Source organism: Asanoa ferruginea, from assembly GCF_003387075.1.
Lineage (GTDB): Bacteria > Actinomycetota > Actinomycetes > Mycobacteriales > Micromonosporaceae > Asanoa > Asanoa ferruginea.
In genome coordinates, this window is record NZ_QUMQ01000001.1 from 2544742 (window position 1) to 2570752 (window position 26011).

General features: G+C 72.0%; 21 protein-coding genes. 13 read left to right on the forward strand and 8 right to left on the reverse strand.

The genetic code is table 11. The annotated features are described in order from the left end of the window. The first annotated feature begins 192 nt into the window (after positions 1–192). Together DFJ67_RS12150 and DFJ67_RS12155 are read left to right on the forward strand one after the other, a co-directional pair. The gene (locus DFJ67_RS12150; protein ID WP_116067978.1) at positions 193–2034 is read left to right on the forward strand and encodes an acyl-CoA dehydrogenase; all 1842 of its coding nucleotides are present in this window, start codon (positions 193–195) and stop codon (positions 2032–2034) included. A gap of 24 nt (positions 2035–2058) precedes the next feature. Then, positions 2059–3894 (forward strand): NHL domain-containing thioredoxin family protein, encoded by a 1836-nt coding sequence (locus tag DFJ67_RS12155; RefSeq protein WP_116067979.1) that lies wholly within the window; start codon positions 2059–2061, stop codon positions 3892–3894. Between the two features lie 326 nt (positions 3895–4220). On the opposite strand, the gene DFJ67_RS12160 is transcribed toward DFJ67_RS12155, so the two are convergent. From DFJ67_RS12160 to DFJ67_RS12170, 3 genes are read right to left on the reverse strand one after another with little or no spacing between them, the layout of a single operon-like run. Then, complete coding sequence (locus tag DFJ67_RS12160) at positions 4221–4988, reverse strand: LamB/YcsF family protein (RefSeq protein WP_116067980.1); 768 nt, start codon at positions 4986–4988, stop codon at positions 4221–4223. Further along, positions 4972–5970: a 5-oxoprolinase subunit C family protein gene (locus tag DFJ67_RS12165; RefSeq protein WP_239097352.1), complete on the reverse strand. Its 999-nt coding sequence runs from the start codon at positions 5968–5970 to the stop codon at positions 4972–4974. Before DFJ67_RS12165 ends, DFJ67_RS12160 begins: the two co-directional genes overlap by 17 nt. Next, positions 5967–6566 carry a 5-oxoprolinase subunit B family protein gene (locus DFJ67_RS12170; protein ID WP_116076088.1) on the reverse strand — a complete coding sequence of 200 codons (600 nt, stop codon included), beginning with the start codon at positions 6564–6566 and terminating at the stop codon, positions 5967–5969. The genes DFJ67_RS12165 and DFJ67_RS12170 overlap by 4 nt, the downstream gene beginning before the upstream one ends. An 83-nt stretch (positions 6567–6649) precedes the next feature. Between DFJ67_RS12170 and trhA the strand changes: the two genes are divergently transcribed. Next, positions 6650–7333 carry a PAQR family membrane homeostasis protein TrhA gene (gene trhA / locus DFJ67_RS12175; protein ID WP_116067981.1) on the forward strand — a complete coding sequence of 228 codons (684 nt, stop codon included), beginning with the start codon at positions 6650–6652 and terminating at the stop codon, positions 7331–7333. A gap of 53 nt (positions 7334–7386) precedes the next feature. On the opposite strand, the gene DFJ67_RS12180 is transcribed toward trhA, so the two are convergent. After that, positions 7387–7683 (reverse strand): DUF6458 family protein, encoded by a 297-nt coding sequence (locus DFJ67_RS12180; protein WP_116067982.1) that lies wholly within the window; start codon positions 7681–7683, stop codon positions 7387–7389. Positions 7684–7773: 90 nt separating this feature from the next. Between DFJ67_RS12180 and DFJ67_RS12185 the strand changes: the two genes are divergently transcribed. Continuing rightward, a complete protein-coding gene (locus DFJ67_RS12185) occupies positions 7774–8280 on the forward strand; it encodes a SixA phosphatase family protein (protein ID WP_116076090.1) in 507 nt (168 codons plus the stop codon). Positions 8281–8288: 8 nt separating this feature from the next. Here the strand turns inward: DFJ67_RS12185 and DFJ67_RS12190 are convergent, their stop codons facing one another. Next, complete coding sequence (locus DFJ67_RS12190; protein WP_147315497.1) at positions 8289–8855, reverse strand: hypothetical protein; 567 nt, start codon at positions 8853–8855, stop codon at positions 8289–8291. A gap of 437 nt (positions 8856–9292) precedes the next feature. On the opposite strand from DFJ67_RS12190, the gene pdhA reads away from it, so the two are divergent. The 5 genes from pdhA (at position 9293) to DFJ67_RS42285 (ending at position 16715) form a co-directional block, all read left to right on the forward strand. After that, positions 9293–10417 carry a pyruvate dehydrogenase (acetyl-transferring) E1 component subunit alpha gene (pdhA, locus tag DFJ67_RS12195; protein ID WP_116067984.1) on the forward strand — a complete coding sequence of 375 codons (1125 nt, stop codon included), beginning with the start codon at positions 9293–9295 and terminating at the stop codon, positions 10415–10417. After that, a complete protein-coding gene (locus DFJ67_RS12200) occupies positions 10414–11403 on the forward strand; it encodes an alpha-ketoacid dehydrogenase subunit beta (protein WP_116067985.1) in 990 nt (329 codons plus the stop codon). The genes pdhA and DFJ67_RS12200 overlap by 4 nt, the downstream gene beginning before the upstream one ends. Positions 11404–11408: 5 nt before the next feature. Next, positions 11409–12842: a dihydrolipoamide acetyltransferase family protein gene (locus DFJ67_RS12205; RefSeq protein WP_116076093.1), complete on the forward strand. Its 1434-nt coding sequence runs from the start codon at positions 11409–11411 to the stop codon at positions 12840–12842. Between the two features lie 204 nt (positions 12843–13046). Beyond that, positions 13047–13187 carry a hypothetical protein gene (locus tag DFJ67_RS42630; protein ID WP_170215816.1) on the forward strand — a complete coding sequence of 47 codons (141 nt, stop codon included), beginning with the start codon at positions 13047–13049 and terminating at the stop codon, positions 13185–13187. Between the two features lie 183 nt (positions 13188–13370). Then, entirely contained in the window at positions 13371–16715 is a 3345-nt protein-coding gene (locus DFJ67_RS42285) for an LppU/SCO3897 family protein (protein WP_147315498.1), read from the forward strand. Between the two features lie 39 nt (positions 16716–16754). Here the strand turns inward: DFJ67_RS42285 and DFJ67_RS12230 are convergent, their stop codons facing one another. The 3 genes from DFJ67_RS12230 to DFJ67_RS12240 are packed head-to-tail and all read right to left on the reverse strand — an operon-like array spanning position 16755 to position 21487. Next, positions 16755–17972 carry a hypothetical protein gene (locus DFJ67_RS12230; protein ID WP_116067990.1) on the reverse strand — a complete coding sequence of 406 codons (1218 nt, stop codon included), beginning with the start codon at positions 17970–17972 and terminating at the stop codon, positions 16755–16757. 51 nt (positions 17973–18023) lie between these two features. Next, the gene (locus DFJ67_RS12235; RefSeq protein WP_116067991.1) at positions 18024–19721 is read right to left on the reverse strand and encodes a GTPase; all 1698 of its coding nucleotides are present in this window, start codon (positions 19719–19721) and stop codon (positions 18024–18026) included. Continuing rightward, entirely contained in the window at positions 19718–21487 is a 1770-nt protein-coding gene (locus tag DFJ67_RS12240; RefSeq protein WP_239097353.1) for an ABC transporter, read from the reverse strand. Before DFJ67_RS12240 ends, DFJ67_RS12235 begins: the two co-directional genes overlap by 4 nt. Positions 21488–21634: 147 nt before the next feature. Here DFJ67_RS12240 and dnaK point away from each other — a divergent pair, with 147 nt between their 5' ends. From dnaK to DFJ67_RS12260, 4 genes are read left to right on the forward strand one after another with little or no spacing between them, the layout of a single operon-like run. Continuing rightward, complete coding sequence (gene dnaK, locus DFJ67_RS12245; RefSeq protein WP_116067992.1) at positions 21635–23518, forward strand: molecular chaperone DnaK; 1884 nt, start codon at positions 21635–21637, stop codon at positions 23516–23518. A gap of 34 nt (positions 23519–23552) precedes the next feature. After that, entirely contained in the window at positions 23553–24278 is a 726-nt protein-coding gene (grpE, locus tag DFJ67_RS12250) for a nucleotide exchange factor GrpE (protein ID WP_116067993.1), read from the forward strand. A 39-nt stretch (positions 24279–24317) separates the two neighbouring features. Continuing rightward, positions 24318–25505 carry a molecular chaperone DnaJ gene (gene dnaJ / locus DFJ67_RS12255; RefSeq protein ID WP_116067994.1) on the forward strand — a complete coding sequence of 396 codons (1188 nt, stop codon included), beginning with the start codon at positions 24318–24320 and terminating at the stop codon, positions 25503–25505. A gap of 7 nt (positions 25506–25512) precedes the next feature. After that, positions 25513–25974 (forward strand): heat shock protein transcriptional repressor HspR, encoded by a 462-nt coding sequence (locus DFJ67_RS12260; RefSeq protein ID WP_116067995.1) that lies wholly within the window; start codon positions 25513–25515, stop codon positions 25972–25974. The last annotated feature ends 37 nt before the right edge of the window (positions 25975–26011 follow it).

Here is a 26011-nt window from a genome sequence, read left to right on the forward strand (position 1 = left end):
CGACTGTCGGCGCGCCGACTTGACTTCACCCAATATCGACCCCCATAACGCTATAAAGGCCATCAAATGGGGCGCCACGGTGGGGGTATTGTGGCGCCGGTCACCGGCTGTCCCTCTATGTGAGGGCTACTCGCAGGTAATAACCTGGGTTACCGACGGGTAACCAACGCCGCTGATCGGGGAGCCGGGCACATGACGCACTACAAGAGCAACGTGCGCGACATCGAGTTCAACCTCTTCGAGGTCTTCGGCGTCGACCGCGTCCTTGGCCAGGGGCCGTTCGCCGACCTCGACGTCGACACCGCGCGCAACCTGCTCGCCGAGCTCGACCGGTTCGCCCGCGAAGACCTCTCGGCCAGCTACGTCGACAGCGACCGCAACCCGCCGGTCTTCGACCCGCAGACGCACACCGCGCCACTGCCCGAGGCGTTCCGCCGCTCGTTCCACACCTTCATGGACGCCGAGTTCTGGCGCCTCGACCTGCCGACCGAGCTCGGCGGCACGTCGGCGCCGCGCGCCCTGTGGTGGTCGCTCGCCGAGCTGATCCTCGGCTCCAACGCCCCGATCTGGATGTATGCCTCGGGCCCGTCGTTCGCGACCACCCTGCACCGCGAGGGCACCGAGCGGCAGAAGAAGTGGGCCGAGCTGTTCATCGACAAGGGCTGGTCGTCGACGATGGTCCTCACCGAGCCCGACGCCGGCTCCGACGTCGGCGCCGGCCGCACGAGGGCGATCCCGCAGCCCGACGGCTCGTGGCACATCGAGGGCGTCAAGCGCTTCATCACCTCGGGCGAGCACGACCTTTCGGACAACATCATCCACTACGTGCTGGCCCGCCCGGTCGGCGTCGAGGGCGTCGGTGGCCCCGGCACCAAGGGCCTGTCGCTGTTCATCGTGCCGAAGTTCCACTTCGACGAGGAGACCGGCGAGCTGGGCGAGCGCAACGGCGTCTACGCCACCAACGTCGAGCACAAGATGGGCCTCAAGGTTTCCAACACCTGCGAGCTGACCTTCGGCGAGCACGGCGCCCCGGCCAAGGGCTGGCTGATGGGCGACGTCCACGAGGGCATCCGCCAGATGTTCCTGATCATCGAGTACGCCCGGATGATGGTCGGCACCAAGGCCATCGCGACCCTGTCGACCGGCTACCTCAACGCGCTCGACTACGCGAAGTCCCGGGTCCAGGGCGCCGACCTGCTGCGCCAGGGCGACAAGGCCGCGCCGCGGGTCACCATCAGCCACCACCCCGACGTCCGCCGGTCGCTGATGCTCCAGAAGTCGTACGCCGAGGGCATGCGCGCTCTGGTCGTCTACACGGCTTCCTGGCAGGACAAGATCAAGCTGGCGGCGGCGTCCGGTGACGCCGAGGCGGAGAAGCTGGCCAAGCGGGTCAACGACTTCCTGCTCCCGATCGTGAAGGGCCTGGGCTCCGAGCGCGCCTACGAGCTGCTCGGCTCCGAGTCGTTGCAGACCTTCGGCGGCTCGGGCTTCCTCCAGGACTACCCGCTCGAGCAATACGTCCGCGACGCGAAGATCGACACCCTCTATGAGGGCACGACCGCGATCCAGAGCCTCGACCTGGTCTTCCGCAAGATCGTGAAGGACCAGGGTGTGGCGCTGCTGGCGGTGGCCGGCGAGATCGGCCAGTTCATCGAGTCCGAGGGCGGCAACGGCCAGCTCAAGGAAGAGCGGCTCGCGCTGGGCAAGGCCCTGGGCGAGGCCCAATCGATGCTCGGGACGATGACCGGCTGGCTCGGCGAGGCGGGTTCCGATCCGCGCGCGGTCTACAAGGTCGGCCTGGCCAGCCGCCGGTTCCTGCTCGCGGTCGGCGACCTGATCGTCGGCTGGCTGCTCCAGCGGCAGGCCGAGGTCGCGCTGCGCAAGCTGGCCGAGGGCCCGGACGCCTTCTACGCCGGCAAGGTCGCGGCGGCCCGCTTCTTCGCCCGCGAGGTGCTGCCCCGACTGGGCGCCGACCGCCGCATCGTCGAGGGCACCACCCTGGACCTGATGGACCTCCCCGAAGAGGCCTTCTGACCGACCCGCTGGCAGGATTGGTGGGTGACTCCTCGCGTACGCGCGCCTCAGCTCAAGGGCCGTGGCTGGCTCAACACCGGCGGCAAGGACCTGACGATCGCCGACCTGCGCGGCAAGATCGTTCTGCTCGATTTCTGGACCTTCTGCTGCATCAACTGCCTGCACGTGCTCGATGAGCTGCGGCCGCTCGAGGAGAAATACGGCGACGTGCTCGTCGTCATCGGGGTGCACTCGCCGAAGTTCGAGCACGAGCGCGACCCGGAGGCGTTGCGGGCCGCTGTCGAGCGTTACGAGGTCGACCACCCCGTGCTCGACGACCCGGAGCTGATCACCTGGGACCAATACGCGGCGAAGGCCTGGCCGACGCTGACCGTGGTCGACCCGGAGGGCTACGTCGTGGCCACGATGGCCGGCGAGGGGCACGCCGAAGGGCTGATGCGGCTGATCGACGAGCTGATCGCCACCCACGACGCCAAGGGCACGCTGCACCGGGGCTCCGGTCCCTACGTGGCGCCCGAGGAGCCCAACACCACGCTGCGCTTCCCCGGCAAGGCCGTCGTGTTGCCCAGCGGCAACGTGCTGGTCTCCGACTCGTCGCGGCACTCGATCGTCGAGCTCGCCGCCGACGGTGAGACGGTCGTGCGGCGGATCGGCACCGGCACCCGGGGGCGCGCCGACGGTGGGCCCGACGTCGCCGAGTTCGCCGAGCCGCAGGGGCTGTGCCTGCTGCCGGCCGAGGTGGCCGAGGCCGTCGGCTACGACGTGGTGGTCGCCGACACTGTCAACCACCTGCTGCGCGGCCTCAAGCTGGCGACCGGCCAGGTCGAGACGATCGCCGGCACCGGGCGGCAGTGGCGGTCGACCGTCGACGACCACGCGCACGACGCCCTGGCCAGCGACCTGTCGTCGCCGTGGGACGTGGCCTGGTTCGGCGACCAGCTGATCGTCGCGATGGCCGGGATCCACCAGCTCTGGTGGTATGACCCGATCAAGCGGACCACCGGCATCCACGCCGGCACGACGGTCGAGGCGCTCCGCGACGGTGCGTTGCCCGACGTCTGGATGGCGCAGCCGTCGGGCCTGTCCACCTCTGCCGACGGCCGGCGGCTGTGGATCGCCGACAGCGAGACCAGCGCCCTGCGCTACGTCGAAGACGACGTGCTGCACACCGCGGTGGGGCAGGGCCTCTTCGACTTCGGCCACATGGATGGCCCGGCCGACCAGGCGCTCTTCCAGCATCCGCTCGGGGTGTGCGCGCTCGCCGACGGCTCGGTGCTGGTGGCCGACACCTACAACGGCGCCGTACGCCGCTACGACCCAGTTGGCAACGCTGTCTCGACGGTCGCCGACGGGCTCGCCGAGCCGAGCGGGATCGTGGTGACCGCCGACGGCGACGTCCTGGTCGTGGAGTCGGCCGCGCACCGGCTGACCGCGCTGGCGCCGGGCGCGCTGAGCGCCGCCGGCGGCTCGACCGCGCCGGGCACGCGACACCGCACCGAGCGCCCGCCGACCCTGGTCGCGGCCGGTGAGGTCACCCTCGACATCATTTTCACGCCGGCGCCGGGGCAGAAGCTCGACGAGCAGTTCGGCCCGTCAACCCGACTGACCGTCTCGGCGTCGCCGCCGGAGTTGCTGGTCGAAGGTGCCGGTGCGACCACCGAACTGCGCCGCCGGCTGGTCGTTTCGGGCGATGTCGAGGGCGGCGTGCTCCAGGTGGTCGCGCAGGCGGCGACCTGCGACGCCGACGTCGAGCACGCGGCCTGCCACCTGACCCGGCAGGACTGGGGCGTGCCGATCAAAATCGCGTCCGACGGCGGCCAGCGGGTCGCCCTGGTGCTGCGCGGCCTCGACGAGGGCTGACGCCCCTACGCGGCTGGCCCGAATCCGACGTCGCCCGAGTCCGGAAGCGGCGGTCTCGGCTTAGACGTGGCCTGCGCTTGGACGGGGCCTGCGCTTAGACGTGGCCTGCGCTTAGACGTGGCCTGCGAAGGCCTTCTCCTGTCGGTCGTCGCGGCTTCAACGAAGCCCAGACCCCGTCGTGGAGTCCCGGCGCCCGTCACGATGATCGTGAGGGCGCGGCCTGCGTTGCCCGTGCCGCGCCCGGACTCCGGCTCTGGCCGGCTGGTGGCCGGGCCAACCGCGGTTGCGGCCAACGCGGGCTGGCGTCAGTCGCAGCGGTCTGACGCCTAGACGGCTTCGGGTCGGCTTGCGAACGGGGCCAGCGTCACGCCTGCGGCGGTCAATCCGTCGCGGACCCGGCGGGCCAGCTCCGCGGCGCCGGGTGTGTCGCCGTGGAGGCAGATCGAGGCCACCCGCAGCGGGATGGTCGAGCCGTCCACCGCCACCATGGTGCCCTCGCGGGCCAGGCGGACCGCCCGGGCGACTACAGCCTCCGGGTCGGTGACCACCGCGCCGGCCTGGGTGCGGGAGACCAGGTTGCCGTTGGGCTCGTAGGCGCGGTCGGCGAAGCCCTCCGTCACGATGGTCAGGCCGGCGCCAACCGCGAGTTCGGCCAGCGTGGAGCCGGGCGAGCAGACCACCGGCAACGTCCGGTCGTAGTCGCGGACCGCCGCCACCACCGCCGCCGCCTGGGCCTCGTCGACGGCGGCGACGTTGTAGAGGGCGCCGTGTGGCTTGACGTAGCGGACCGACATCCCGGCCACCCGGCAGAAGCCGTCGAGGGCGCCGATCTGGTAGATCACGTCGTCGCGCAGCTCGTCGAACGCGTAGTCGATCCGCCGCCGCCCGAAGCCCGCCAGGTCTCGGTAGCTCACCTGGGCACCCACCGCGACGCCGCGCGCGGCCGCGGTCGTGCAGACCCGACGCATCGTGACCGGGTCGCCGCCGTGGAAGCCGCACGCGACGTTGGCCGAGGTGACCACGTCGAGCAGCGCGTCGTCGTCGCCGAGCCGCCAGATGCCGAAGCCTTCGGCGAGGTCAGCGTTGAGGTCCATGAAATCTGACGGTACTGCCCGGACGGGCCTGGGCCAGTGCGGTTACGTCGGTGACCACCGCGATCACCGGATATCCGCCGGTGGTGGGGTGGTCGGCCAGGAAGATCAGTGGCTGCCCGTCAGCCGGCACCTGAACGGCGCCGAGCACCACGCCCTCGCTGGGCAGTTCGCCGGCCACCGCGCGGGCCAGGGCCGCGCCGGCCAGCCGCGCGCCGACCCGGTTGCTATTCGGACTAATGGTGTACGCCGTCGTCAGCAGCGTCTCCACCGCCTCCGGGGTGAACCAGGCGTCCCGTGGCCCGAGCCGAACCGGCAGCACGATGACGCCGTCGAAATCCGACGCCGGACCGGATGAGCCGGCGTCGGTTTCGGCGACCGGTGCGCCGGGCGGCGATGGGAGCCTGTCAGCGGCCGAGGCCGCCCAAGTGACGTCCGGCCCGGCCACGTCCTCCCCGGCCGCAGCCGGGTCGGCGCTGCCCGGCTGACCGAGCGGAAGCAGGTCGCCATTACGTAGGCGCGGCGGGCCGAGCCCGGAGAGGGTGTCCGTCGATCGGCTGCCCAGCACCGGCGCAACCGCGATCCCGCCGGCGACCGCGACGTAAGAGCGGACCCCAGCCGTCGCCCGGCCGATTTCGACCAGCCCACCGGGCGGCACGTTGACCGCCACGTCGCGAGAGACCGGGACCCCGGCGACGGTGACCTCGGCGGCCGCGCCGGTCACCGCGACCAGGCCGCCCTCCGGCAGCCGGAACGCGCAGCCCATGAGAGTGGTCTCCAGGACCGCGGCGCCGGCCGGATTGCCGACCAGGCCGTTGGCCCGGCGCAGCGCCGGCAGGTCCAGGGCGCCGGACCGCGGCACGCCGAGGTGGGCGTAGCCGGGCCGACCAAGGTCCTGCACCGTCGTCAGCGCACCCGCGCGGACCACCGCCAGCACCGCCGTCACGCCGTCACCAGCCGGACCACCCGTCGGCACCGCCGTCACGCCGCCACCAATCGGACCACCGTGCCGGGGGTGAGCAGGGCGGGCGGGTCGCGGTCGACGTCGAACAGGGCGACGTCGGTGCGACCGACGAGCTGCCAGCCGCCCGGCGACGCCGTCGGGTAGATGCCCGCATAGCGCCCGGCCAGGCCGACCGACCCCGCGGGCACCGACGTGCGGGGCGAGGCCAGCCGGGGCACGGCCCGCGAGGCCGGCAGGCCGGTCAGATAGCCGAAACCAGGAGAGAAGCCGCAGAACGCCACGTGGAACTCGGTGTCGGTGAGTAGAGAGATCACCGCGGGCACCGGCATCGACCACAGGGCGGCGATGGTGGGGAGGTCGGGGCCGTCGTACACGATGGGGATTGAAATGATCTCGACTGAGACGTCGCTGGCCGGTGGTGGCGGTGCCCAGCCCGCGATCACCTCGGCCGGCGTGGCGACGCCATCGAGCAGCACCGTGCGCTCGCCGGGGACGATCTCGGTCGCGGTCAGGTCGCCCGCCGCGCGGCGGCGCCAGAGTTCCGCGCGCCATGCCTCCACCTCGGCGGGCGGGCATTCCAGGAGCAGCGCGGTCGCGCCGACCGGGTGGATGCGCACGGATTCCATTGTCGACCACTCGAAGGGGCGCCGGGTCACAGGACTGCCAGACTGCTATCAGCCCAGGTAGGTAGCCTGATCCAGTGACGACGTCAACCCGATCCCGGATGCGGCCGGTGGACCTAGGCAAACCCCGCATGCGCGGTTGGCTGCACGCGTACGCCTTCTTCGTCGCCGTGGTGGCCGGGATCGTGCTCTGCTCGATCGCCGCCACCCGGCCGGGTTGGTCGCCGCTGGTGAGTTGCATCGTCTACAGCGTCACCGTCTGTGCGCTCTTCGGCACCAGCGCGTTGTATCACCGGCGGGTCTGGTCGGAGCGCGGCTACCAGATCATGCGCCGGCTCGATCACTCGATGATCTTCATCTTCATCGCCGGTACCTATACGCCGTTCATGGTGTTGTTGGTGCCGACCCGCACGGCGACGATCATCCTGGGCATCGTCTGGGCCGGCGCCGTGGGTGGGGTGACGCTCAAGCTGTTGCGGCCGCACGGGTCGCGGTGGCTTTCCGCGCCGCTCTATCTCGCGCTCGGCTGGGTCGCCCTCGCGGTGCTGCCCGACATCTTCCGCAACGGCGGGCTGGCCTGCCTGTTGCTGCTGCTCGCCGGCGGCGTGGCCTACACGGTCGGTGCGGTCTTCTACGCCCTGCGCCGCCCCAACCCGTGGCCGACCGTGTTCGGGCACCACGAGTTCTTCCACGCCTGCACGTTGATCGCGGCGATCTGCCACCACGTGGCGATCTACCTGGCGCTGTTCGCTCCCGCCTGACAAACGGGAGTGGCCCCCCGCCGGAGCGGGGGGCCACACCTTTCAGGGGAGGGTCAGTAGCCAGGGTCGTCGCGCCGCACCTCGTGGTATTCCTCGACCCGACCCTGCACCGGGGGTGCGGGCGGTGCGGGAGTGCCATAGGTCGAGGGCGTCGCGGCGCGGGTGTCGCGAACGACGGTCGTGCGCTTGCGGCTCTGCCAGAACCAGGTGGTCAGGATCAGGCCGACGACGCCGGCCAGCATGAGGACCCAGCCGACCACGTCGAGGTCTAGCCAGCCCACGTTGACGTCGAGCGCGAAGGTGAAGATCGCGCCGATTGCGATCAGGAAGATGCCGACACCGATGCCCACTGTGGTCGCCTCCTTCATAGTGCGTCGAGCGGGCGGGCACAGACCGACTTACCCATGTGGACCTGGCGCCAATCAGGCAAGCTGATGGTCATGACCGAGCGCAGGATCCTGCTGGTGCGGCACGCCAAGGCCGACCGGCCGGCGGGCGTCGGTGACGTCGACCGGCCGCTCACGCCGCGGGGGCATGCCGACGCCGGTGCGATCGGGGCCTGGCTCGCGCACCGTGACTACCGGCCCGACCTGGTGATCTGCTCGCCCTCGAAGCGCACCCGGCAGACCTGGCACGGTGTCGCGCTGGGCATGGCCGACGCCGCCGGCGACAACCCGCCGTCGCCCGAGGTCGACTACCGGGCCGAGGTCTACGACGGCGACGCGGCCGACCTGATCGACCTGATCCAGGGCGTCGACGACGCGGTCAACACCGTCATGATCATTGGGCACAACCCGTCGATCTCGCTGGCGTCGGAGCTGTTCGACCCGGATAACGGGGCCGACCTGCGCACCAGCGGCGTGGCCGCACACGCCTACGGCGGACCGTGGGACGAGTGCGGCCCCGGCCAGGCGCCGCTGCTGGAGACGCACACCGCCCGCGGCTAGAAGACCGGTCAGAAGCCGCCGCGTGGCCGGTGGCGGCACGGGTGCGGGAGTGTCACCGGCGGGCGGTGCCACAGCTTGCGCCGGTGGACCACGCGCGTTTTCCGGCGCGCCGGCGCCGGCTGTGCGGGCTCGACGCGGGCGTCCGGCTGCCGGACGCGGGCCCGGGGTCGGCTGTGCACCCGCTCGGGCGCGCCGTGCGCGGCGACGTGGCGGTGTGGCTTCGTGCGGTGCGGCTTCGTGACGGCGCGGCGCTGCGGGCGGCGCGGGGAGGTCTCCGCCGGCGCCGACAGGGTGGCCAGTGGGGGCGGCGGCGGCTCGGCCAGGCTCGGGCGGATCGGGATGACCACCACCGGCCCCGGCGACGGCGGCGCGATGAACGGGGTGGTGTCGAGCGGCTCGTCGACCGCCAGGGCGCTGCCGACCGACCCGGCGCCGGGACCGATCGCGGCCAGGATGGGCAGTGACGAGGTCACCGCCAGGGCCAGCACGATCAGCGCGTAACGCCTGGTCGGCCCGGTCATCCCGGAGGCGCGATGTCGGCCGCCGGGTGGTGGCCAAAGGGTCTCGTCCGGCACGGCCGAACTCCTCGTCTGCAGGTGAACGCGACGACGCGGCGGGGGAACCCCAGCAGACCGTCAACCGGGGGGAATCGGTCCTATTCGGTCATCGCGTCCGGCGAACAGGGTTGCGCAGTTACGCTCGGTTTGCCAGCTATCTACAGCGTGTCTATGTGCCAACTTTCACCATGCTGGACCGGGCGGGGTCGATCATGGAGAGTGTCAACCAACCTGTGGTACCGCCGGTGGCAATGCGAGGATGGAGTCGACGGCAACGTGGCCGGGGCCTCGAGCACATCCTTGCGGAGGGCGCGGAACGCGATGTCGGCTCCCAACCGCGCGGCGGCCCCACCGGGTCCGGCGCGGTGAGGTAAGGCCGGTCGGCGCTGCTGGCGGGCGACGAAGCTGCGCGGTCGGGACACCCCCGGCACCGCACCACAGACAGGGAGACACGGATGGCCAAGGGAGGCTCGCCCCCCGACGGGGAGCTTGTCCAATTGCTCACTCCGGAAGGTGAGCGGATCGAGTCGGTGACCGGCTCTGATGGCACGGTCTACCGTGTCGACTTCACCGACGAGGAATACCGCGGGCTCTACCGCGACCTCGTGATCGTCCGAAAGCTGGATGCCGAGGCCACGGCCCTCCAGCGCCAGGGCGAGCTGGGCATCTGGGCCAGCCTGCTCGGGCAGGAAGCCGCTCAGGTCGGCTCCGGCCGCGCGCTGAAGCCGCAGGACATGGCGTTCCCGACCTACCGCGAGCACGGCGTGCTCTATTGCCGTGGCATCGACCCGATCATGCCGCTGGGCCTGTTCCGCGGCGTCGACCAGGGCGGTTGGGATCCCAACGAGTTCAAATTCAACATGTACACGATCGTCATCGGGGCGCAGACCCTGCATGCGACGGGGTACGCCATGGGCGTGACCATGGACGGCAAGACCGGCACCGACGACGGCGAGGCGGTTATCGCCTACTTCGGCGACGGCGCGACCAGCCAGGGTGACGTCAACGAGGCGTTCATCTGGGCGGGCGTGTTCAACGCCCCGCTGGTCTTCTTCTGCCAGAACAACCAATACGCGATCTCTGAGCCGCTCGAGCGGCAGACCCGGATCCCCCTCTACCGCCGCGCGGCCGGTTTCGGCTTCCCCGGCATCCGGGTCGACGGCAACGACGTGCTCGCCTCCTACGCGGTGACCCAGGCGGCGCTCGACCACGCCCGGCTCGGTCAGGGCCCGACGATGATCGAGGCCTACACCTACCGGATGGGCGCGCACACCACCTCCGACGACCCGACGCGTTACCGGATCGCCAGCGAGGTCGAGGCCTGGCAGGCCAAGGACCCGATTCTTCGCGTACGAGCGTTCCTGGAGAAGCAGCAGATCGCCGACGCCGCGTTCTTCGCCGAGGTCGACGAGCAGGCCAAGCGCGAGGCGGTGCACCTGCGCGAGCGGGTGCTGGCCATGCCCGACCCGGAGCCCGTGACGATCTTCGATCACGTCTACCCGCACGGTTCGCCGCTGGTCGACGAAGAGCGCGAGCGGTTCACTCGCTACCAGGCGTCGTTTGAGGGGAGCGCACACTGATGGCCGAGAAACTGACCATGGGCAAAGCTCTCAACATCGGCCTGCGCCGGTCGCTCGAGCGCGACCCGAAGGTCATCATCATGGGTGAAGACGTCGGCAAGCTCGGCGGCGTCTTCCGGATCACCGACGGCCTCCAGAAGGATTTCGGCGACGATCGGGTGATCGACACCCCGCTCGCCGAGTCCGGCATCATCGGCACCGCGATCGGTCTCGCCATCCGCGGCTACCGCCCGGTCTGCGAGATCCAGTTCGACGGCTTCGTCTATCCCGCGTACGACCAGATCGTCTCGCAGGTCGCGAAGATGCACTACCGGTCGCAGGGCAAGGTCCGGGTGCCGATGGTCATCCGCATCCCGTTCGGTGGCGGCATCGGCGCGGTCGAGCACCACTCGGAGTCGCCCGAGGCCTACTTCGCGCACACCGCGGGCCTCAAGGTGGTCTCCTGCTCGTCGCCGGAAGACGCGTTCTTCATGATCCAGCAGTCGATCGAGTCCGACGACCCGATCGTCTTCCTGGAGCCCAAGCGGCGCTACTGGGAGAAGGGCGAGGTCGACCTCGATCTCGACCTGTCCGCCGCGCATCCGCTGCACGCCTCCCGCACGGTGCGTGCCGGCAGCGACGTGACCGTCCTGGCGTACGGGCCGATGGTCCGCACCGCGCTCGACGCCGCCGCCGCGGCCGAGGAAGACGGGCGCTCGCTCGAGGTCATCGACCTGCGTACCCTGTCGCCGCTCGATCTTGCTTCGGCCTACGAGTCGGTCCGGCGCACCGGCCGGTGCGTGGTCGTGCACGAGGCCCCGAGCAACATCGGTCTCGGCGCCGAGCTCGCGGCCCGGATCACCGAGGAGTGCTTCTACTCCCTGGAGTCCCCGGTGCTCCGGGTGACCGGCTTCGACACGCCCTACCCCGCGGCTAGGGTCGAAGAAGAATTCCTGCCCGACCTCGACCGGGTGCTCGACGCTGTCGACCGCTCGTTCGGCTGGTGACCGCGATGTCCCGAATAAAAACGTTCAACCTGCCCGACCTCGGTGAGGGGCTGACCGAGGGCGAGATCCTCAAGTGGCTCGTCCAGGTCGGCGAGGAGATCGAGCTCAACCAGCCGCTGGTCGAGGTCGAGACGGCCAAGGCCGCCGTCGAGATCCCGGCGAAGTGGGCCGGCAAGGTCGTCGAGATCCACCACCCCGAAGGCACGATGGTCGAGGTGGGCAGCCCGATCGTCGCGATCGACACCGACCCGTCCGCGACCGACGCGCCCACGCCGTCGGCGGCCTCGCTGGCCGCTGTCGAGGTGGCGCCGGCCGAGGGTGCGGTCGAGCCCGGTCTGATCGGTGGCCCGGCGCCCGGTGGGCGCACGGCCGTGCTGGTCGGATACGGGCCGAAGACCGCGGCGGCCAAGCGCCGGCCCCGGCGTGCGGATGGCGCCGCTGCTGCTCCGGCCGCGGCTGCTGCTCCGGCTGTCGTTCCGGCTCAGCCGGTCGAGGTGGCTCCGCCGGCACCGGTCGAGCCGGTCGACGTTCCGGCGGACGCCCCCGGCGCCGGACGCGGCGAGCAGAAGGCGCTGGCCAAGCCGCCCGTACGCAAGCTCGCCAAGGACCTGGGTGTCGACCTCGGCACGCTGGTCGGGTCGGGCCCGCAGGGCTCGATCACCCGCGACGACGTGTTGGCGGCGCAAAACGGCGGTTCGGCCGCGGTCGCGCCGGCTCCGGCTGTCGCGGTGCCGGCCGGTCCGCGCGAGCAGCGCATCCCGGTCAAGGGCGTGCGCAAGCTGACCGCGGAGAACATGGTGTCGTCGGCGTTCACCGCGCCGCACGTCACGATGTTCCTCACCGTCGACATGACCCGCTCGATGCAGGCCATCGACCGGCTGCGGGCCCAGCCCGACTGGCGCGAGGTGCGCGTCTCGCCGCTGCTGCTGGTGGCCAAGGCGATCCTGCTGGCCGCGCGGCGGCACCCGATGGTCAACTCGACGTGGGCCGGCGACGAGATCATCGTCAAGGACTACGTCAACCTGGGCATCGCGGCGGCGACCGAGCGGGGCCTGATCGTCCCCAACATCAAGGACGCCGGCCGGCTGTCGCTGCGGGAACTCGCCGATGCGATGACGGCGCTGGTGCAGACCGCGAAGACGGGCAAGACGCCGCCGGCCGACATGGCCGGTGGCACGCTGACGATCACCAACGTCGGTGTCTTCGGCGTCGACACCGGCACGCCGATCCTGCCGCCGGGCGAGTCGGCGATCGTCGCGTTCGGCGCCGTGCGGGAGACGCCGTGGGTGCACGAGGGCGAGATCAAGATTCGCCAGGTCACCCAGCTCGCGATGTCGTTCGACCACCGGATCATCGACGGCGAGCTGGGGTCGAAGTTCCTGCGTGACGTGGGCGCGTTCCTCAACGATCCAGAGGCGACGCTGCTCGCTTGGACCTAGTTTCACCGCATTTGTGGGGAGCCGGTGTGGCCTTCGGGCCACACCGGCTCTTTCGTTTCTTCTTCCGTCCACCTTGGCGCTGACCTACGTTTGTTCGGCCGGTGGCGCGGCTCACCTAATAATCGATGGCACATGGGGCCCCTGTGGCGCATAATAGGTATTGACGCCGGTTGGGGGCGACCGGCGCAGACTAGGGAGCCACAGATGAGCACCATGATGGATCGCTACCGCAGCAACCGTGACCGCATGCGCCGGGCCCGTGCCCTCGAGCGCGCGCTCAGCCAGACCAACTCGCAGTCAGTGCGCGCCGAGATCCTCGCGATCGCGCAGCGCCAGCAGTACTGATTACGCGGCGTAGAGAAGGCCCGTCCGGCATGTGCCGGGCGGGCCTTTCGTATTGGCACGGTTACTGGTTTCGCTGGTCACAGCACCGGGATTCCTACCTGTCGCACCGCCCGGTACGGTTGGTCCGGCTGCCCGGCGTCGGCATGACGTCCGGGCCGCTGTTCCGCGATGGAGGAGGCGCAGATGACGTCCGAGGGATCGCAGCATCCCGGCTACGAGCCGGACGAAGCTGCCCCGGACGCTGGCGGGCCCCGCTACGACGAGGCTGACGCCCGGCGTCGCTCGGCCGAGGAGCCCTGGGCGCCGGCCGGCTACGACCCACCACAGCGGACCGATCAGTGGACCCCGCCCGGCGCCGCACAGACGCCGTGGGGCGCGCCCCGACCCGGCGACGGGTTCGGCGGCCCCCGCCGCGACGGCGAGGCGCACGGCCCGATCAACGGCCACCGCCCGGGCGCACACGACGACCAGCCGCCGGCGCCCTACACGCCGGCGCCGGCACCGATCCCGCAGGCGCCCGAGCCGACCCCGTTGCCGCCCCAGCAGACCCGCGTCCCCGGTGCCTCGTTCGGCGCCTTCCCGCCCGCCGAGCCGCCGGCCGACAGCTACGGGGCGATCGACTATCACGGCCGCGTCGAATACCCGCCGAGCGTGCCGCAGCCGCGGTCATCGAGCGACGGCGGCGGTGCGTCCGGTCGGGTCTCGATCCCGCAGCCGACCGACCAGCCTTCCTCCGGTGCCCCTACCGGTTACTCCGGCCCGAGCGGTTGGACCCCGCCGCCCGCGGGTGGCGGCTCCGGCGACGACTCGGGCGGTTTCGCCGGCTTCGCGCCGGCCGGTTCCGGCTTCGGTGGCGGGCAGCCCGCTCCGCCGCAGGGCTCGACGCCGACCAGCGGCGCGCCGCCGCACAGCGGCTCGGCCCAGGTGGGTTCGGCTCAAGTGGGTTCGGCGCGGGTTTCGGGCTCGATGGGTGCCGCCTCGGTGCCGTTGGGCGCCGTCCGGATCGACCCGGGCCAGTTCAGCGAAGCAGACGACCAGCGCGGTGGCCACGCCTCCGTCCCCAGCCAGGGCGGCCCGACCTCCGGTGCGCCCAGCGGGTCGGCCTCGGCCGGCCGGGCGGTCAGCGCCAGCGCGTCCGTGCCGACCGCGAGCCGGGTCCAGCCGACGACCGACCAGCCGCTGCCGCCGCCCACGACCACACCGCCGCAGCCGCGCGTCTACGGTCGCGCCGTCGGCGCACCCACGGCCCAGCCGGAGAGTTTCGGCTCGCCCAGCGGTGAGCAGCAGGCCGGCGAGGGCTTCGGTGTCGGCCGGGGTGCCGGCGGCTTCCAGGGCGCACCGTCGCAGGACAGCGGCAGCTTCCCCGGCTTCGGCGAAGCGTCCGGCCCGCAGGGTGGCCGCGGCGACGAGGGCTTCGGTGGCCCGCCGCGTGGCTTCCCGGGCTCGCCGGCCCGTTCCGACGAGGGCGGCTTCGGCGGCCCGCCGCGCGGCTTCCCCGGTTCGCCGGCGCGGTCCGACGAGGGTTCGCCGTCGCGCGGCGACGAGAACGGCCCGCAGGGTTTCGCCGGTTCGCAGTCCCGCGGCGACGAGGGTGGCTTCGGCGGCCCGCCGCGCGGCTTCCCGGGCTCGCCGGCGCGGTCTGACGACGGTGGCTTCGGTGGTCAGCAGCCGGGCTACGCGGGTGGTGCTCCAGAGGGCGGCTTCGGCGGTGCCCAGGGCTTCCCCGGCTCGCCGGCGCGTGGCGACCAGGGTGGCTTCGGCGGTCCGCCGCCGGGTTCGCCCAGTGCTCCGGGTCGTGACCAGGGTTCGTTCGACCAGCAGCCCGGCTTCCCGGGTGGTCCGGGCCGTGGTGATGAAGGTGGCTTCGGGCAGCAGCCCGGCTTCCCGGGTCGTTCCGACCAGGCCGGCTTTGGTGGTCCGCCGCCGGGTTCGCCGAGTGCTCCGGGTCGTGACCAGGGTTCGTTCGATCAGCAGCCCGGGTTCCCGGGCGGTCCTGGTCGTGGTGATGAGGGTGGCTTTGGGCAGCAGCCCGGGTTCCCGGGTCGTTCCGACCAGGCCGGTTTCGGTGGTTCGCCGAGTGCTCCGGGTCGTGGTGACCAGGGTGGCTTCGGGCCGCAGCCGGGCTTCCCGGGTGGTTCCGACCAAGGTGGCTTCGGCGGCTCGCCGGGCTCGCCCAGCGCTCCGGGTCGTGGTGACCAGGGCGGCTTTGGGCCGCCGCCCGGTTTCCAGAGTGGTCCCGGTCGCGGCGACGAAGGTGGCTTCGGCGGCCCGCCCCCGGGTTCGCCGAGTGCGCCGGGTCGTGGTGACCAGGGTGGCTTCGGGCCGCAGCCCGGCTTCCCGGGTGGTCCCGGTCGCGGCGACGAAGGTGGCTTCGGCGGCCCGCCCCCGGGTTCGCCGGGTGCTCCGGGTCGTGGTGACCAGGGCGGCTTTGGGCCGCAGCCCGGTTTCCAGGGTGGTCCCGGTCGCGGCGACGAAGGTGGCTTCGGCGGCCCGCCCCCAGGTTCACCGAGTGCTCCGGGTCAGGGTGGCTTCGGCCAGCCCGGTTTCCCCGGCGGTCCGGGTCGGGGTGACGAGGGTGGCTTCGGCCAGCCCGGCTTCCCGGGCTCTGACCAGGGTGGTTTCGGTGGTCCGCCGCCGGGTTCGCCGAGCGCTCCCGGTCGTGACCAGGGCGGCTTCGGGCCGCAGCCCGGCTTCCCCGGTCGTGGCCCCGACGAGGGTGGCTTCGGTCGCCCGGACGGCGGTCGCGGTGAGGGCTCTGACCAGCCGACCGCGTTCGGCCCGCCGATCGAGGTGCCGCCGGCACCGCCCGGTCCGCCGGGTAGCTACCGCTCCAGTGCGCGGGTCTCACCGCCCGACGTGGGCAACCGGCCCGGCTCCGACGGTCCCGAGGGGCCGCAGGGGATCCGGCCGCCGGGCGGCTACGCCGGCAGTGTCAGCGTGCCGCAGGGTCCGGGTGGGCCCGGTGCCGGTCCGCAGGGGCGGATCAGCGGACCGCTCAATTCGGGCCGCCCGCTCGGCCCGATCAACCGCGCCGGCAGTCCGGGTGGGCCGCCGACCGCGACCTGGTCGGCCGCGCCCGCCGAAGACCAGGGGCGGTTCGACGCGTTCCGGCCCGACGCCGAGCCGGCCACGACCGCGCCCGGGAGTGACGACAAGCCGGATCCGCCGGCCAAGGAGCGCAACGGCCGGGTGCTGGCGATGGTTCTCGGCGCGGCGATCCTGCTGCTGGTCATTCCGCTGGCGGTGGTCTACCTCTTCACCCGTTCCAGCGGCGATGGCTTCAACCCGGCGGTCGGTGACTGCGTCCGCCAGTCGGGCAACACCGCCATCGCGGCGACCTGCACGGAACCGGGCGCGTTCGAGGTGGTCTCCCGGGTCGACGACGCGGCCAACTGCCCCGACAAGGGCCAGCCGGTCGTCGAGGTCTCCGGCGGGCGCAGCGACAACGTGCTCTGCCTGACCCCGAAGGCGGCAGCGCCGGCCGGCGCTGGCAACGGCAACAGCCCATCGGCGGAGCCAACCAACTGACGAACCCGAGCCGGGCGCCGAAAGGCGCCCGGCCAAAGGTCAGTCCCCGAGGCGGTCGCGGTTTTCGGCCAGCCAGGCGTCGAGGGCGGCCGGGTCGTTGAGGTCGACGCCCTCGGCAATGAGCTGGGCGACCGCGGCGGTCGCCGGGCTGCGGCGCTCGCCGGTCGTGTAGAGCCGCACGAACTCCGGCACCGTGTCTTCCACCGCCTGGTCGGTCGCGGCCACCGCTTCCGCCGGCAGGCCGCGCACGCGGGAGGCATAGGCCGCCCAGGCGCGGACCACCCGGGGCAGCAGCGCCGCGTCGTCCATGTCGAGCACCGCGCGCCGGTGCACCCAGTCGAGCAGGAACAGCTCGACGACGATCGGGCTCCAGCGCATCGGGTCGGCGTCGGGCAGGCTGGCCGCGTGGTCGAGGACCAGGCTCAGGCAGAAGTGCAGCGAGCCGAGGTCGCCCTCGGGCACCTGGTCGAGCTCGAAGCGGGTCGCCTCCGGCGCGGACAGGAACGTGCGGATCAGCGTCGTGCGCTCCTCGTCGCCGAGGGGCTCGGGCAGATCCGGCACGGCGGCGAGCGCCGGCGACGGCAGCAGGGCCAGCCGGGCGCCGACCAGCGCGCGGTCGGTCGCCAGCGAGCCCTCGCCGGGCAGGTCGCCCATCTCGTCGGTGATCCGCAGGTGCCGGGCCACCTCGCTGCGCAGGGTGCGCGGGTCTTCCTCGCGGAACCAGGTCAGGCCGTCGGCCGCGCACATCCGGCGGACCTGGCCGAGGATCCGTTCCGCCGGCCCGCCGACGAACACGTCCTTGGTGATGCCGATGTTGTGGTCGACCAGTGCCACGACGGCGTGCTCGGGCCCGCCCTCGGCGTCGTCCTCGTAGGCGAAGGTGGCCAGGTATGACGTCTGGTCCCCGTACACGTCGCCATAGGCATAGGTGCCGGTCGGGCGCACCCGCCCGAGCTGGCCGGACCACGACGGCGCCTGCGCGCCGGGCTTGACCGCGGCGGCGCCGGGCGCGTCGGGGACGAGGGAGGCGAAAACGGACCGGATGGTGGTCGCGGCCGCGGCGCGCCGGCGGGAGGTGGCGGTGAGAAAACCTTCGACGAAGGTACGCACAGCGCCGGCCCGATCTTCCTCGGCGATCGCGTAGACACTGCCGAGCAACGCGGTGCCGAGCATCTCGGCGTCGAGCGCGCAGTCGAGCTTGTCGACGTCACGCGCGGCCTTCAGCACGGCCTCATAGGGGGTCTGTGGCGTCGCCATGGAACGACCCTACGCTGGTCCACCCGCGTGGGCACGATCCCGGAAGCGCCCCTAACGGGGTGGTCCGGCCGCCACGTAGGCGTCGCGGGCGGCCGTGTAGTCGCGCAGCACCAGCCGGACCGGGGCGATGACCTGCTCGCGGCCGACCTCGGCGACCGAATCGCGCATCCTGGCCTCGGCCCGCCGCCGGGCGCGCCGCGCACCCCATCGGATGAACGGTTTCACCAGCAAGGCCAGCAGGATGCCGGCGACCAGGCCTCCCAGCAGCCCCAGCGTCGGCAGCGGCACCTCGCCGACCATCGGGTAGTCGAACCTGGGCAACCCGAGCGCCCGCACGATGTAGCCCGCCACCAGCCAGCCCAGCCCGGCCACGGCGACCAGGGTGACCAGCCATTGCAGCAGGCCGACGGCGCGCCACCAGGTGCGCTTGCGTTCGACGCCCAGCTCGGTGCCGGCCACCGCCTTGTCGAGCGCGTCGGGCAGGTCACCCAGCCGGGAGCGGGCGGCGTCGTTGACCGCCACCCGCCACTCGTCGGGCAGGTTGCCGCCGGCGCTGTCGGTCACGCTGCGCAGCGCGATGCCGAGCGAGGCGCGCTGCGCGGCGCTCGGGTCGGGCAGCGAAGTCAGCGCCGGGGTGGGCGGCTCGCTGGAAGGGGTGAGCTCGGTGCCGACCATCGTCGGGGTGTGCAGGTGGAGCCGGCGCAGCGGGTCGGGGCGCAGCTTGCGCCAGCCCTTGACCAGCGGCCAGCCGGTCGCCGAGCCGGCCCGGTGCCGGTAGGCGCGCTCGGTCGCCTCGGCCACCGCGGGCACCCCGGCGACGCCGGCCAGCGCGTCGGCCAGGTTGCGCGCGGTCGTGCGGTCGACGTCTTGCGGCGCCTCCGGGCCGACCAGCTCGTCGAGCCCGGCCAGGGCGCTGTCGACGTCGCTGTTGAGCCGGCGCAGCGCCGCCTGGCGTTCGGCCACCGTGCGCTCGAACAGCCGGCGCAACTCGACCATGGCCGCGTCCTGGACGGCCGCGGTCGCGAGCACCGGCACGCCGCCGATGCCGTCTTCCTCGAGCAGCCGGCGCAGGTCGCCGAGGACCTTCGGCAGGTCGGCGGAGGAGAGCCGGTCGGCCTGGTTGAGCACGACCACGGTGACGTCTTTGTGCCGGTGGAACTCGCGCAGGTAGGCGTCGTGCACCACCCGGTCGGCGTATTTCTGCGGGTCGACGATCCAGACGATCAGGTCGACCAGGCCGAGCAGGCGGTCGACCTCGACCCGGTGTGCCGACTCGACCGAGTCGAAGTCGGGCAGGTCGAGCAGCACCAGCCCGCGCAGCGCGGCCTCGTCGTCGCCGTCGAGCGGGCTCTCCCGCGCGAACCGGTTGCGGGGCAGCACGCCGACCCAGTCGAGCAGCCGTCCGGCCTCGTCGGCCGTGCCCCAGACGCAGGCGAACGCCTGGCCGGTGGTGGGGCGGCGGACGCCGACCGGCGAGAGGTTCATGTGTGCCAGCGCGTTGAACAGGCTGGACTTGCCGCTGCCGGTGGCGCCGGCGAGCGCGACCAGGGTGTGGTCGCGGGACAGGGACAGCCGGCCGGCCGCCCGCTCGACCAGGGTGTGCGCCGGGACCAGCCGGTCGGACGGCAGGTGGCCGTCGGCGGCGTCGAGGAACGCCTGGACGGAGTTGAGGCGGCCGATGAGCAGGTCGGGGTCGACGCGGCGGTTGCCGCGCAGGGCCTCGCGGACCCGGCCGACGAACTGGGTCACCGCGGCGCCCCCGCATCCCGGTCGGGCAGCGCCAGCCGCATGCCACCGGTGAGCGCCGCCGCGGAGCGGGCCTGCTCGACCTCGGCCGCGGCCGCGCGCAGCTCGCCGCCGGGGTCGGCGTCGACGCCGACCGCTTCGATCCGCTTGAAGTAGCGCGCCGCCTCGTCGGAGAGCAGCCCGTCGACCCGGTCGAGCAGGTCTTGCCGGGCCTTGGCGGCGAGCCGGCGGATCGCCTGGTCGCCGAAGATCGCCTCGAGCACCTTCTGCGCGGCCAGCGTGGTGCCGGCGGCGGTGCCGATCTCCAGGCCGGTGGGGATGAACGCGGTCGACGCGAACACCGCGATCATGACGGCGAGGCCGGTGGCGTTGACCGCGTAGGCCGCGGTGCGGGCCACGAAGCGCTTGTCGCTGCCCTCCTGCCGGACCAACTCCAGCACGCCGCGCTGCCAGTCGCGGACCAGCCGGTCGGCGCGGTCGGGCAGGTCTGGGGTGGGCCGGGCGAGCGACGGCTCGAGCAGCGCGGCGCCGGCCGGGTGGGCCTGCCAACCGGTGTAGGCGTTTTCGGCGGCGTCGGCGGCGACCCCGCGCAGCAGCGTCGTGAGCTGTGACTCGATCGCCGACTTGAGCTGGTTGCCGGGCTGTGGCCGGCCGGTGACGGCGGCGGTGATCCGGTCGCGCAGCCGGCCGATCCGGGCCTCGAGACCGCGGAAGAAGTCACCGGTGCCGACGAACTCGTGCCAGCGGGACAGCACCTCGCCGCGCAGCAGCCGGCCGTCCTTGAGGCTGCGCTCGACCGTCTCGGAGCCGCCGCGGTAGGCCGTGCGTACCCGCTCACGAAGCGCCCTTGCCGCCGCGGCCTGCTCGTCGGCCGCGGCCGCGAGCCCGTCGGCGGCCGGGCCGAGCGCGGCGACCGCGCCGTTGAGGGTCTGCCGGACCACCGCGGTGCGGGCACTGGCGTCGCTGGCCAGCCGTTCGAACCAGCCCCGCAGCTCAGCGGTGTCGCGCGGCGGCAGCAGGCCCTGGCCGTCGACGTCGGTCTCCAGGAGCACGAACAGCGGGGCCTCGGCGAGCTCGTTGGCGGCCAGCATCTCGGCGAGGTGTTCGTGCACCTCGCTGGCGGCCTCCTCGGGCACCCGGTCGAGCACCAGCGCGATCACCGTGCCGCGGAGTTGCGCGGTGCGCAGCAGGTCCCAGGGCACCGCGTCGGCGTAGCGGGACGCGGTGGTGACGAACAGCCAGAGATCGGCCGCCGCGAGCAGTTGGGCGGCCAGTGCCCGGTTTTGGTCGACGACCGAGTCGATGTCGGGCGCGTCGAGGAAGGCCAGCCCGGGGGTCAGCGCCGGGGCGGCGACGAGCTGGAGGGTGTGTGGGTCGTCGCTGGGCGACGTCGTCCGGGTCAGCCCGGGCAGCAGGTCGCCCTGGCGGAACCACTGGCTGTCGGCCGGGTTGCAGACCAGGACCGGCGCCCGGGTGGTCGGGCGGAGCACGCCGGGCGCGCTCACCCGGGCCTGCACGAGGCTGTTGACCAGGGTCGACTTGCCGGCGCCGGTGGAGCCGCCGACGACCACGAGCAGCGGCGCGTCGAGCCGGCCGAGCCGGGGGAGCAGATAGTCGTCGAGTTGCGAGACGAGGGCGGCGCCGACCTTGCGCGCCTCGGCCGCGGAGGTGAGGGACAGCGGGTAGTCGGCCGCCGAGATCGCCGCCCGTAGTCGCCCCAGCGCGGTGGGCAGTCCCTCGGGGACCACCGCCGCCACCTGCGTCGTCACGGGTAAAGCGTGCCCGATCTATGCGGCCTGGACAACAGGAACGCCCAGGTAGAAGTTGCGCTTACCACACTCAACCCAATTTGACGCCTGGCGTGATCGTGGCATTATTGAGCCCGGTTCACTCAACTTGACGTAAGGAAGTAAGCCATGGCACGTGCGGTCGGCATCGACCTCGGCACGACGAACTCGGTCGTCAGCGTCCTCGAAGGCGGTGAGCCCACCGTCATCGCCAACGCGGAGGGTGCGCGCACGACCCCCTCGATCGTCGCGTTCGCCCGCAACGGCGAGGTGCTCGTCGGTGAGGTCGCCAAGCGCCAGGCGGTGACCAACCCGGATCGGACGATTCGTTCGGTCAAGCGGGAAGTGGGCACCAACTGGTCGATTGACATCGATGGCAAGAAATACACCTCACAAGAGATCTCGGCGCGCGTGCTGATGAAGCTCAAGCGCGACGCTGAGGCCTACCTGGGCGAGCAGATCGTCGACGCGGTGATCACCGTGCCGGCCTACTTCAACGACGCCCAGCGCCAGGCCACCAAGGAGGCCGGCGAGATCGCCGGTTTCAACGTGCTGCGGATCGTCAACGAGCCGACCGGCGCCGCCCTCGCCTACGGGCTCGACAAGGGCTCCAAGGAGCAGACCGTTCTGGTCTTCGACCTTGGCGGCGGCACGTTCGACGTCTCCCTCCTCGAGCTCGCCGAAGGCGTGATCGAGGTCAAGTCCACCTCGGGCGACAACCACCTCGGTGGTGACGACTGGGACGAGCGGGTCATCGAGCACCTGGTCAAGACGTTCCGGGGCCAGCACGGCATCGACCTCTCGCAGGACAAGATGGCCATGCAGCGGCTGCGCGAGGCCGCCGAGAAGGCGAAGATCGAGCTTTCCGCGGCGACCACGACCAACATCAACCTGCCCTACATCACGGCCGGCGCCGCCGGCCCCCTGCACCTCGACGTGTCGCTGTCGCGGTCCGAGTTCCAGCGCATGACGCAGGACCTGCTCGACCGCACCAAGGGCCCGTTCGAGCAGGCGATAAAGGACGCGGGCGTGAAGGTCGCCGACGTCGACCACGTCATCCTGGTCGGCGGTTCGACCCGGATGCCGGCGGTGACCGACCTGGTCAAGCAGCTCACCGGCAAGGAGCCCAACAAGGGCGTCAACCCCGACGAGGTCGTCGCGGTCGGTGCCGCGCTCCAGGCCGGCGTGCTCAAGGGCGAGGTCAAGGACGTTCTGCTCCTCGACGTCACCCCGCTGAGCCTGGGCATCGAGACCAAGGGCGGCATCTTCACCAAGCTGATCGAGCGCAACACCACGATCCCGACGAAGCGCTCCGAGGTCTTCACGACGGCCGACGACAACCAGCCGTCCGTGCTGATCCAGGTCTTCCAGGGTGAGCGTGAGATCGCGGCCTACAACAAGAAGCTCGCGACGTTCGAGCTGACCGGGCTCCCGCCGGCGCCGCGTGGCGTGCCGCAGATCGAGGTCACCTTCGACATCGACGCCAACGGCATCGTCCACGTCAACGCCAAGGACCTGGGCACCGGCAAGGAGCAGTCGATGACGATCACCGGTGGCTCCGCGCTGCCGAAGGACGACATCGACCGGATGATGCGCGACGCACAGGACCACGCCGACGACGACAAGCGTCGCCGCGAGGACGCGGAGACCCGCAACCTGGCCGAGCAGCTCCAGTGGCAGACCGAGAAGTTCCTCGCCGAGAGTGGCGACAAGCTTCCGGCCGAGTCCCGCGACCAGATCAACGAGGCGTTGGGCGACCTGCGCAGTGCGCTGGGTGGCACCGACATCGAGAAGATCCGCACCTCGCACGAGAAGCTGGCGCAGGTCTCGCAGCAGGCCGGCTCGCTGCTCTACAACGCGCAGCAGCAGGGCGAGCAGGCCGGCCCCGGCGCGGCGGGCGCACCCGGCCCCGACGGCGCGGCGGGCCCGGGCACCGGTGGTGCTCCGGGTGGCAACGGCGGCGGTCCCGACGACGTCGTCGACGCTGAGATCGTCGAGGACGACAAGAAGTGACCCGAGCGCAAGCGACGTCAGTGAGGATGTCGGCATGACGGAAAAGCCACGAGCCGCCGACCCGGCCGCCGCCGGGTCGGCGCCGGGTGGCACCGAGCGCGACCGGGCCGATGGCAAAGAAGCGGAGCGGATCGTCATCCGGGACAAGCGACGGATCGACAAGCCACGGGCGGAGAAGACGGCGGAAAGCACCGAGGTGCCTGGTCCCCAGGCGCCCGCGGAGCAGCAGCCGGTCGACACACCGGCACCGGCCGCCGACCCGGTGGCCACCGAGGAGAAGCCGGCGGAGACGCCCAGCGACGACGAGGTGGCCGCCGGCGGGCTCGGTGCCGAGCTCGAGTCGCTCCGGGCCGAGCTGGAAGAGCGCACCCGCGACGTCCAGCGGGTCTCGGCGGAATACGCCAACTACCGCAAGCGGGTCGACCGCGACCGGGGGCTGGCGGCCGAGCAGACCACCGGCCTGGTGATCAGCGCGCTGCTGCCGGTGCTCGACGACCTCGACCGGGCCCGTGAACACGGCGACCTGGTCGGGCCGTTCGGCAGCGTCGCCGAGCAGCTCAACGCCGCACTTGGCAAGTTCGGGCTGACCGCGTTCGGCGAGAAGGGCGACCCGTTCGACCCGACCCGCCACGACGCGGTGGCCCACCTGACCTCGGGCGAGGTGACGGAGCCGACGTGCATCGACGTGATGCGCCGCGGCTACCAGCTCGGCGACCGGTTGCTCCGGCCGGCGCTGGTCGCCGTGGCCGACCCCGAGTGACAGTCAACCTACGAGCAGTCGGAAGGGAGGCGGACTGACGTGGGCTCCAAGGACTGGCTGGAGAAAGACTTCTACGCCGTGCTGGGCGTTCCGAAGTCCGCCTCCGCCGACGAGATCAAGCGCAGCTACCGCAAGCTGGCGCGCGAGTTGCACCCCGACCACAACCCGGGCAACGCCGAGGCCGAAGACCGGTTCAAGTCGGTGTCCGAGGCCTACGACGTGCTGTCCGACGCCGGTCGCCGCAAGGAATACGACGAGATGCGCTCGCTCTTCGGTGCGGGCGCGTTCCGTCGGGGCGCGCGCACCGGCGGCCCGAGCACGGGCGGCTTCGACCCGTCCGACCTGTTCGGTGGCTTCAGCAACGCGGGCGGTGGCGGCGGCACCGCGCGCGACGGCCGCTTCGGCGGTGCGGGCTTCTCCGACCTGTTCGGCTCGATCTTCTCGGGCGGCGGCCGGAGCACCACCACCCAACCGCGCGGCCCGGCCCGCGGCCGTGACGTGGAGACCGAGGTCACCCTCGACTTCGGCGACGCGGTCCGTGGCGTCACCCTGCCGCTGACGTTGCGGGCGCCGGGCGTCTGCGACACCTGTCACGGCAACGGCGCCAAGCCGGGCACCCAGCCGCGCACCTGCCCGCAGTGTCAGGGCTCCGGGCTGATCACCCGCAACCAGGGTTCGTTCAGCTTCTCGGAGCCGTGCCGCGAGTGCCAGGGCGTCGGCACGATCGTCGAGGAGAAGTGCCCGGAGTGCCGCGGCACGGGCGGGGTCACCAAGACCCGCACGCTCAACGTGCGGTTCCCCTCCGGCGTCTCCGACGGGCAGCGGATCCGGCTGGCCGGCCGGGGCGAGCCCGGTGACCGAGGCGGTCCGCCCGGCGACCTCTACGTGCTGGTGCGCGTCCGCGCCGACGACATGTTCGGCCGGTCCGGCAACGACCTGACGATCACCGCTCCGATCACCTACGCGGAGGCGGTGTTCGGCACCGACCTGCGGGTTCCGACGATGGACGGCTACGTGACGCTGCGGGTGCCGCCGGGCACTCCCAACGGCCGGGTCCTGCGGGCCCGGGGCAAGGGCGTGGTCAAACGCGACGGACTGGTCGGCGACCTTCTCGTCTCGATCGAGGTCGCCATCCCGACGGCGCTGACCGACGAGGCCCGCGAAGCATTGGAGAAGTTTGCCGTGCTCTCGCCGGATGCGGGACGCGACACGTTGTGGCGGAGGTGATCGTCCCATGCAGCCCTTCGAAGATGCGGAGGTCTCGATCACGATCGAGGCGTCCTCCGACGAGAAGGTCCTGATCATCTCCGTGGCTGCCCGGATGGCCGGCATGCACCCGCAGACCCTGCGGCAATACGACCGGCTCGGGCTGGTGCAGCCCGGCCGGGCGGCCGGCGGTGGGCGGCGCTACAGCGCGCGCGACGTCGCGCTGCTCCGCGAGGTGCAGCGGCTCAGCCAGGACGAGGGCATCAACCTGGAGGGCATCCGCCGGATCATCGGGCTGGAGGAGTCGGTCAACGAACTGCGCGAGCGGGTCGCTGACCTCGAGGCCGCCCTGACCGCGGCCTACCGGCGGATAGCCGAACTCGAGACGATGGGCGCCTACCCGCGCGCTGACCTGGTGCCGATGGCCCGGGCCTCGACCGCGTTGGTGGTGTGGCGGCCACGCCGACAGGCCGACCCGCCGACGCGATAAACACCCGCGAAAGTCGACGAAGGACTAACCTCACCAT

Excerpts from the sequence above, each read along its gene's own strand:
- DFJ67_RS12230 (WP_116067990.1), bottom strand. The coding sequence starts at position 17,972 with ATGGCGACGCCACAGACCCCCTATGAGGCCGTGCTGAAGGCCGCGCGT.
- DFJ67_RS12260 (WP_116067995.1), top strand. The coding sequence starts at position 25,513 with ATGCAGCCCTTCGAAGATGCGGAGGTCTCGATCACGATCGAGGCGTCC.
- DFJ67_RS12185 (WP_116076090.1), top strand. The coding sequence starts at position 7,774 with ATGACCGAGCGCAGGATCCTGCTGGTGCGGCACGCCAAGGCCGACCGG.
- dnaK (WP_116067992.1), top strand. The coding sequence starts at position 21,635 with ATGGCACGTGCGGTCGGCATCGACCTCGGCACGACGAACTCGGTCGTC.
- DFJ67_RS42630 (WP_170215816.1), top strand. The coding sequence starts at position 13,047 with ATGAGCACCATGATGGATCGCTACCGCAGCAACCGTGACCGCATGCGC.
- DFJ67_RS12205 (WP_116076093.1), top strand. The coding sequence starts at position 11,409 with ATGTCCCGAATAAAAACGTTCAACCTGCCCGACCTCGGTGAGGGGCTG.
- grpE (WP_116067993.1), top strand. The coding sequence starts at position 23,553 with ATGACGGAAAAGCCACGAGCCGCCGACCCGGCCGCCGCCGGGTCGGCG.
- DFJ67_RS12150 (WP_116067978.1), top strand. The coding sequence starts at position 193 with ATGACGCACTACAAGAGCAACGTGCGCGACATCGAGTTCAACCTCTTC.
- pdhA (WP_116067984.1), top strand. The coding sequence starts at position 9,293 with ATGGCCAAGGGAGGCTCGCCCCCCGACGGGGAGCTTGTCCAATTGCTC.
- DFJ67_RS12160 (WP_116067980.1), bottom strand. The coding sequence starts at position 4,988 with ATGGACCTCAACGCTGACCTCGCCGAAGGCTTCGGCATCTGGCGGCTC.
- DFJ67_RS42285 (WP_147315498.1), top strand. The coding sequence starts at position 13,371 with ATGACGTCCGAGGGATCGCAGCATCCCGGCTACGAGCCGGACGAAGCT.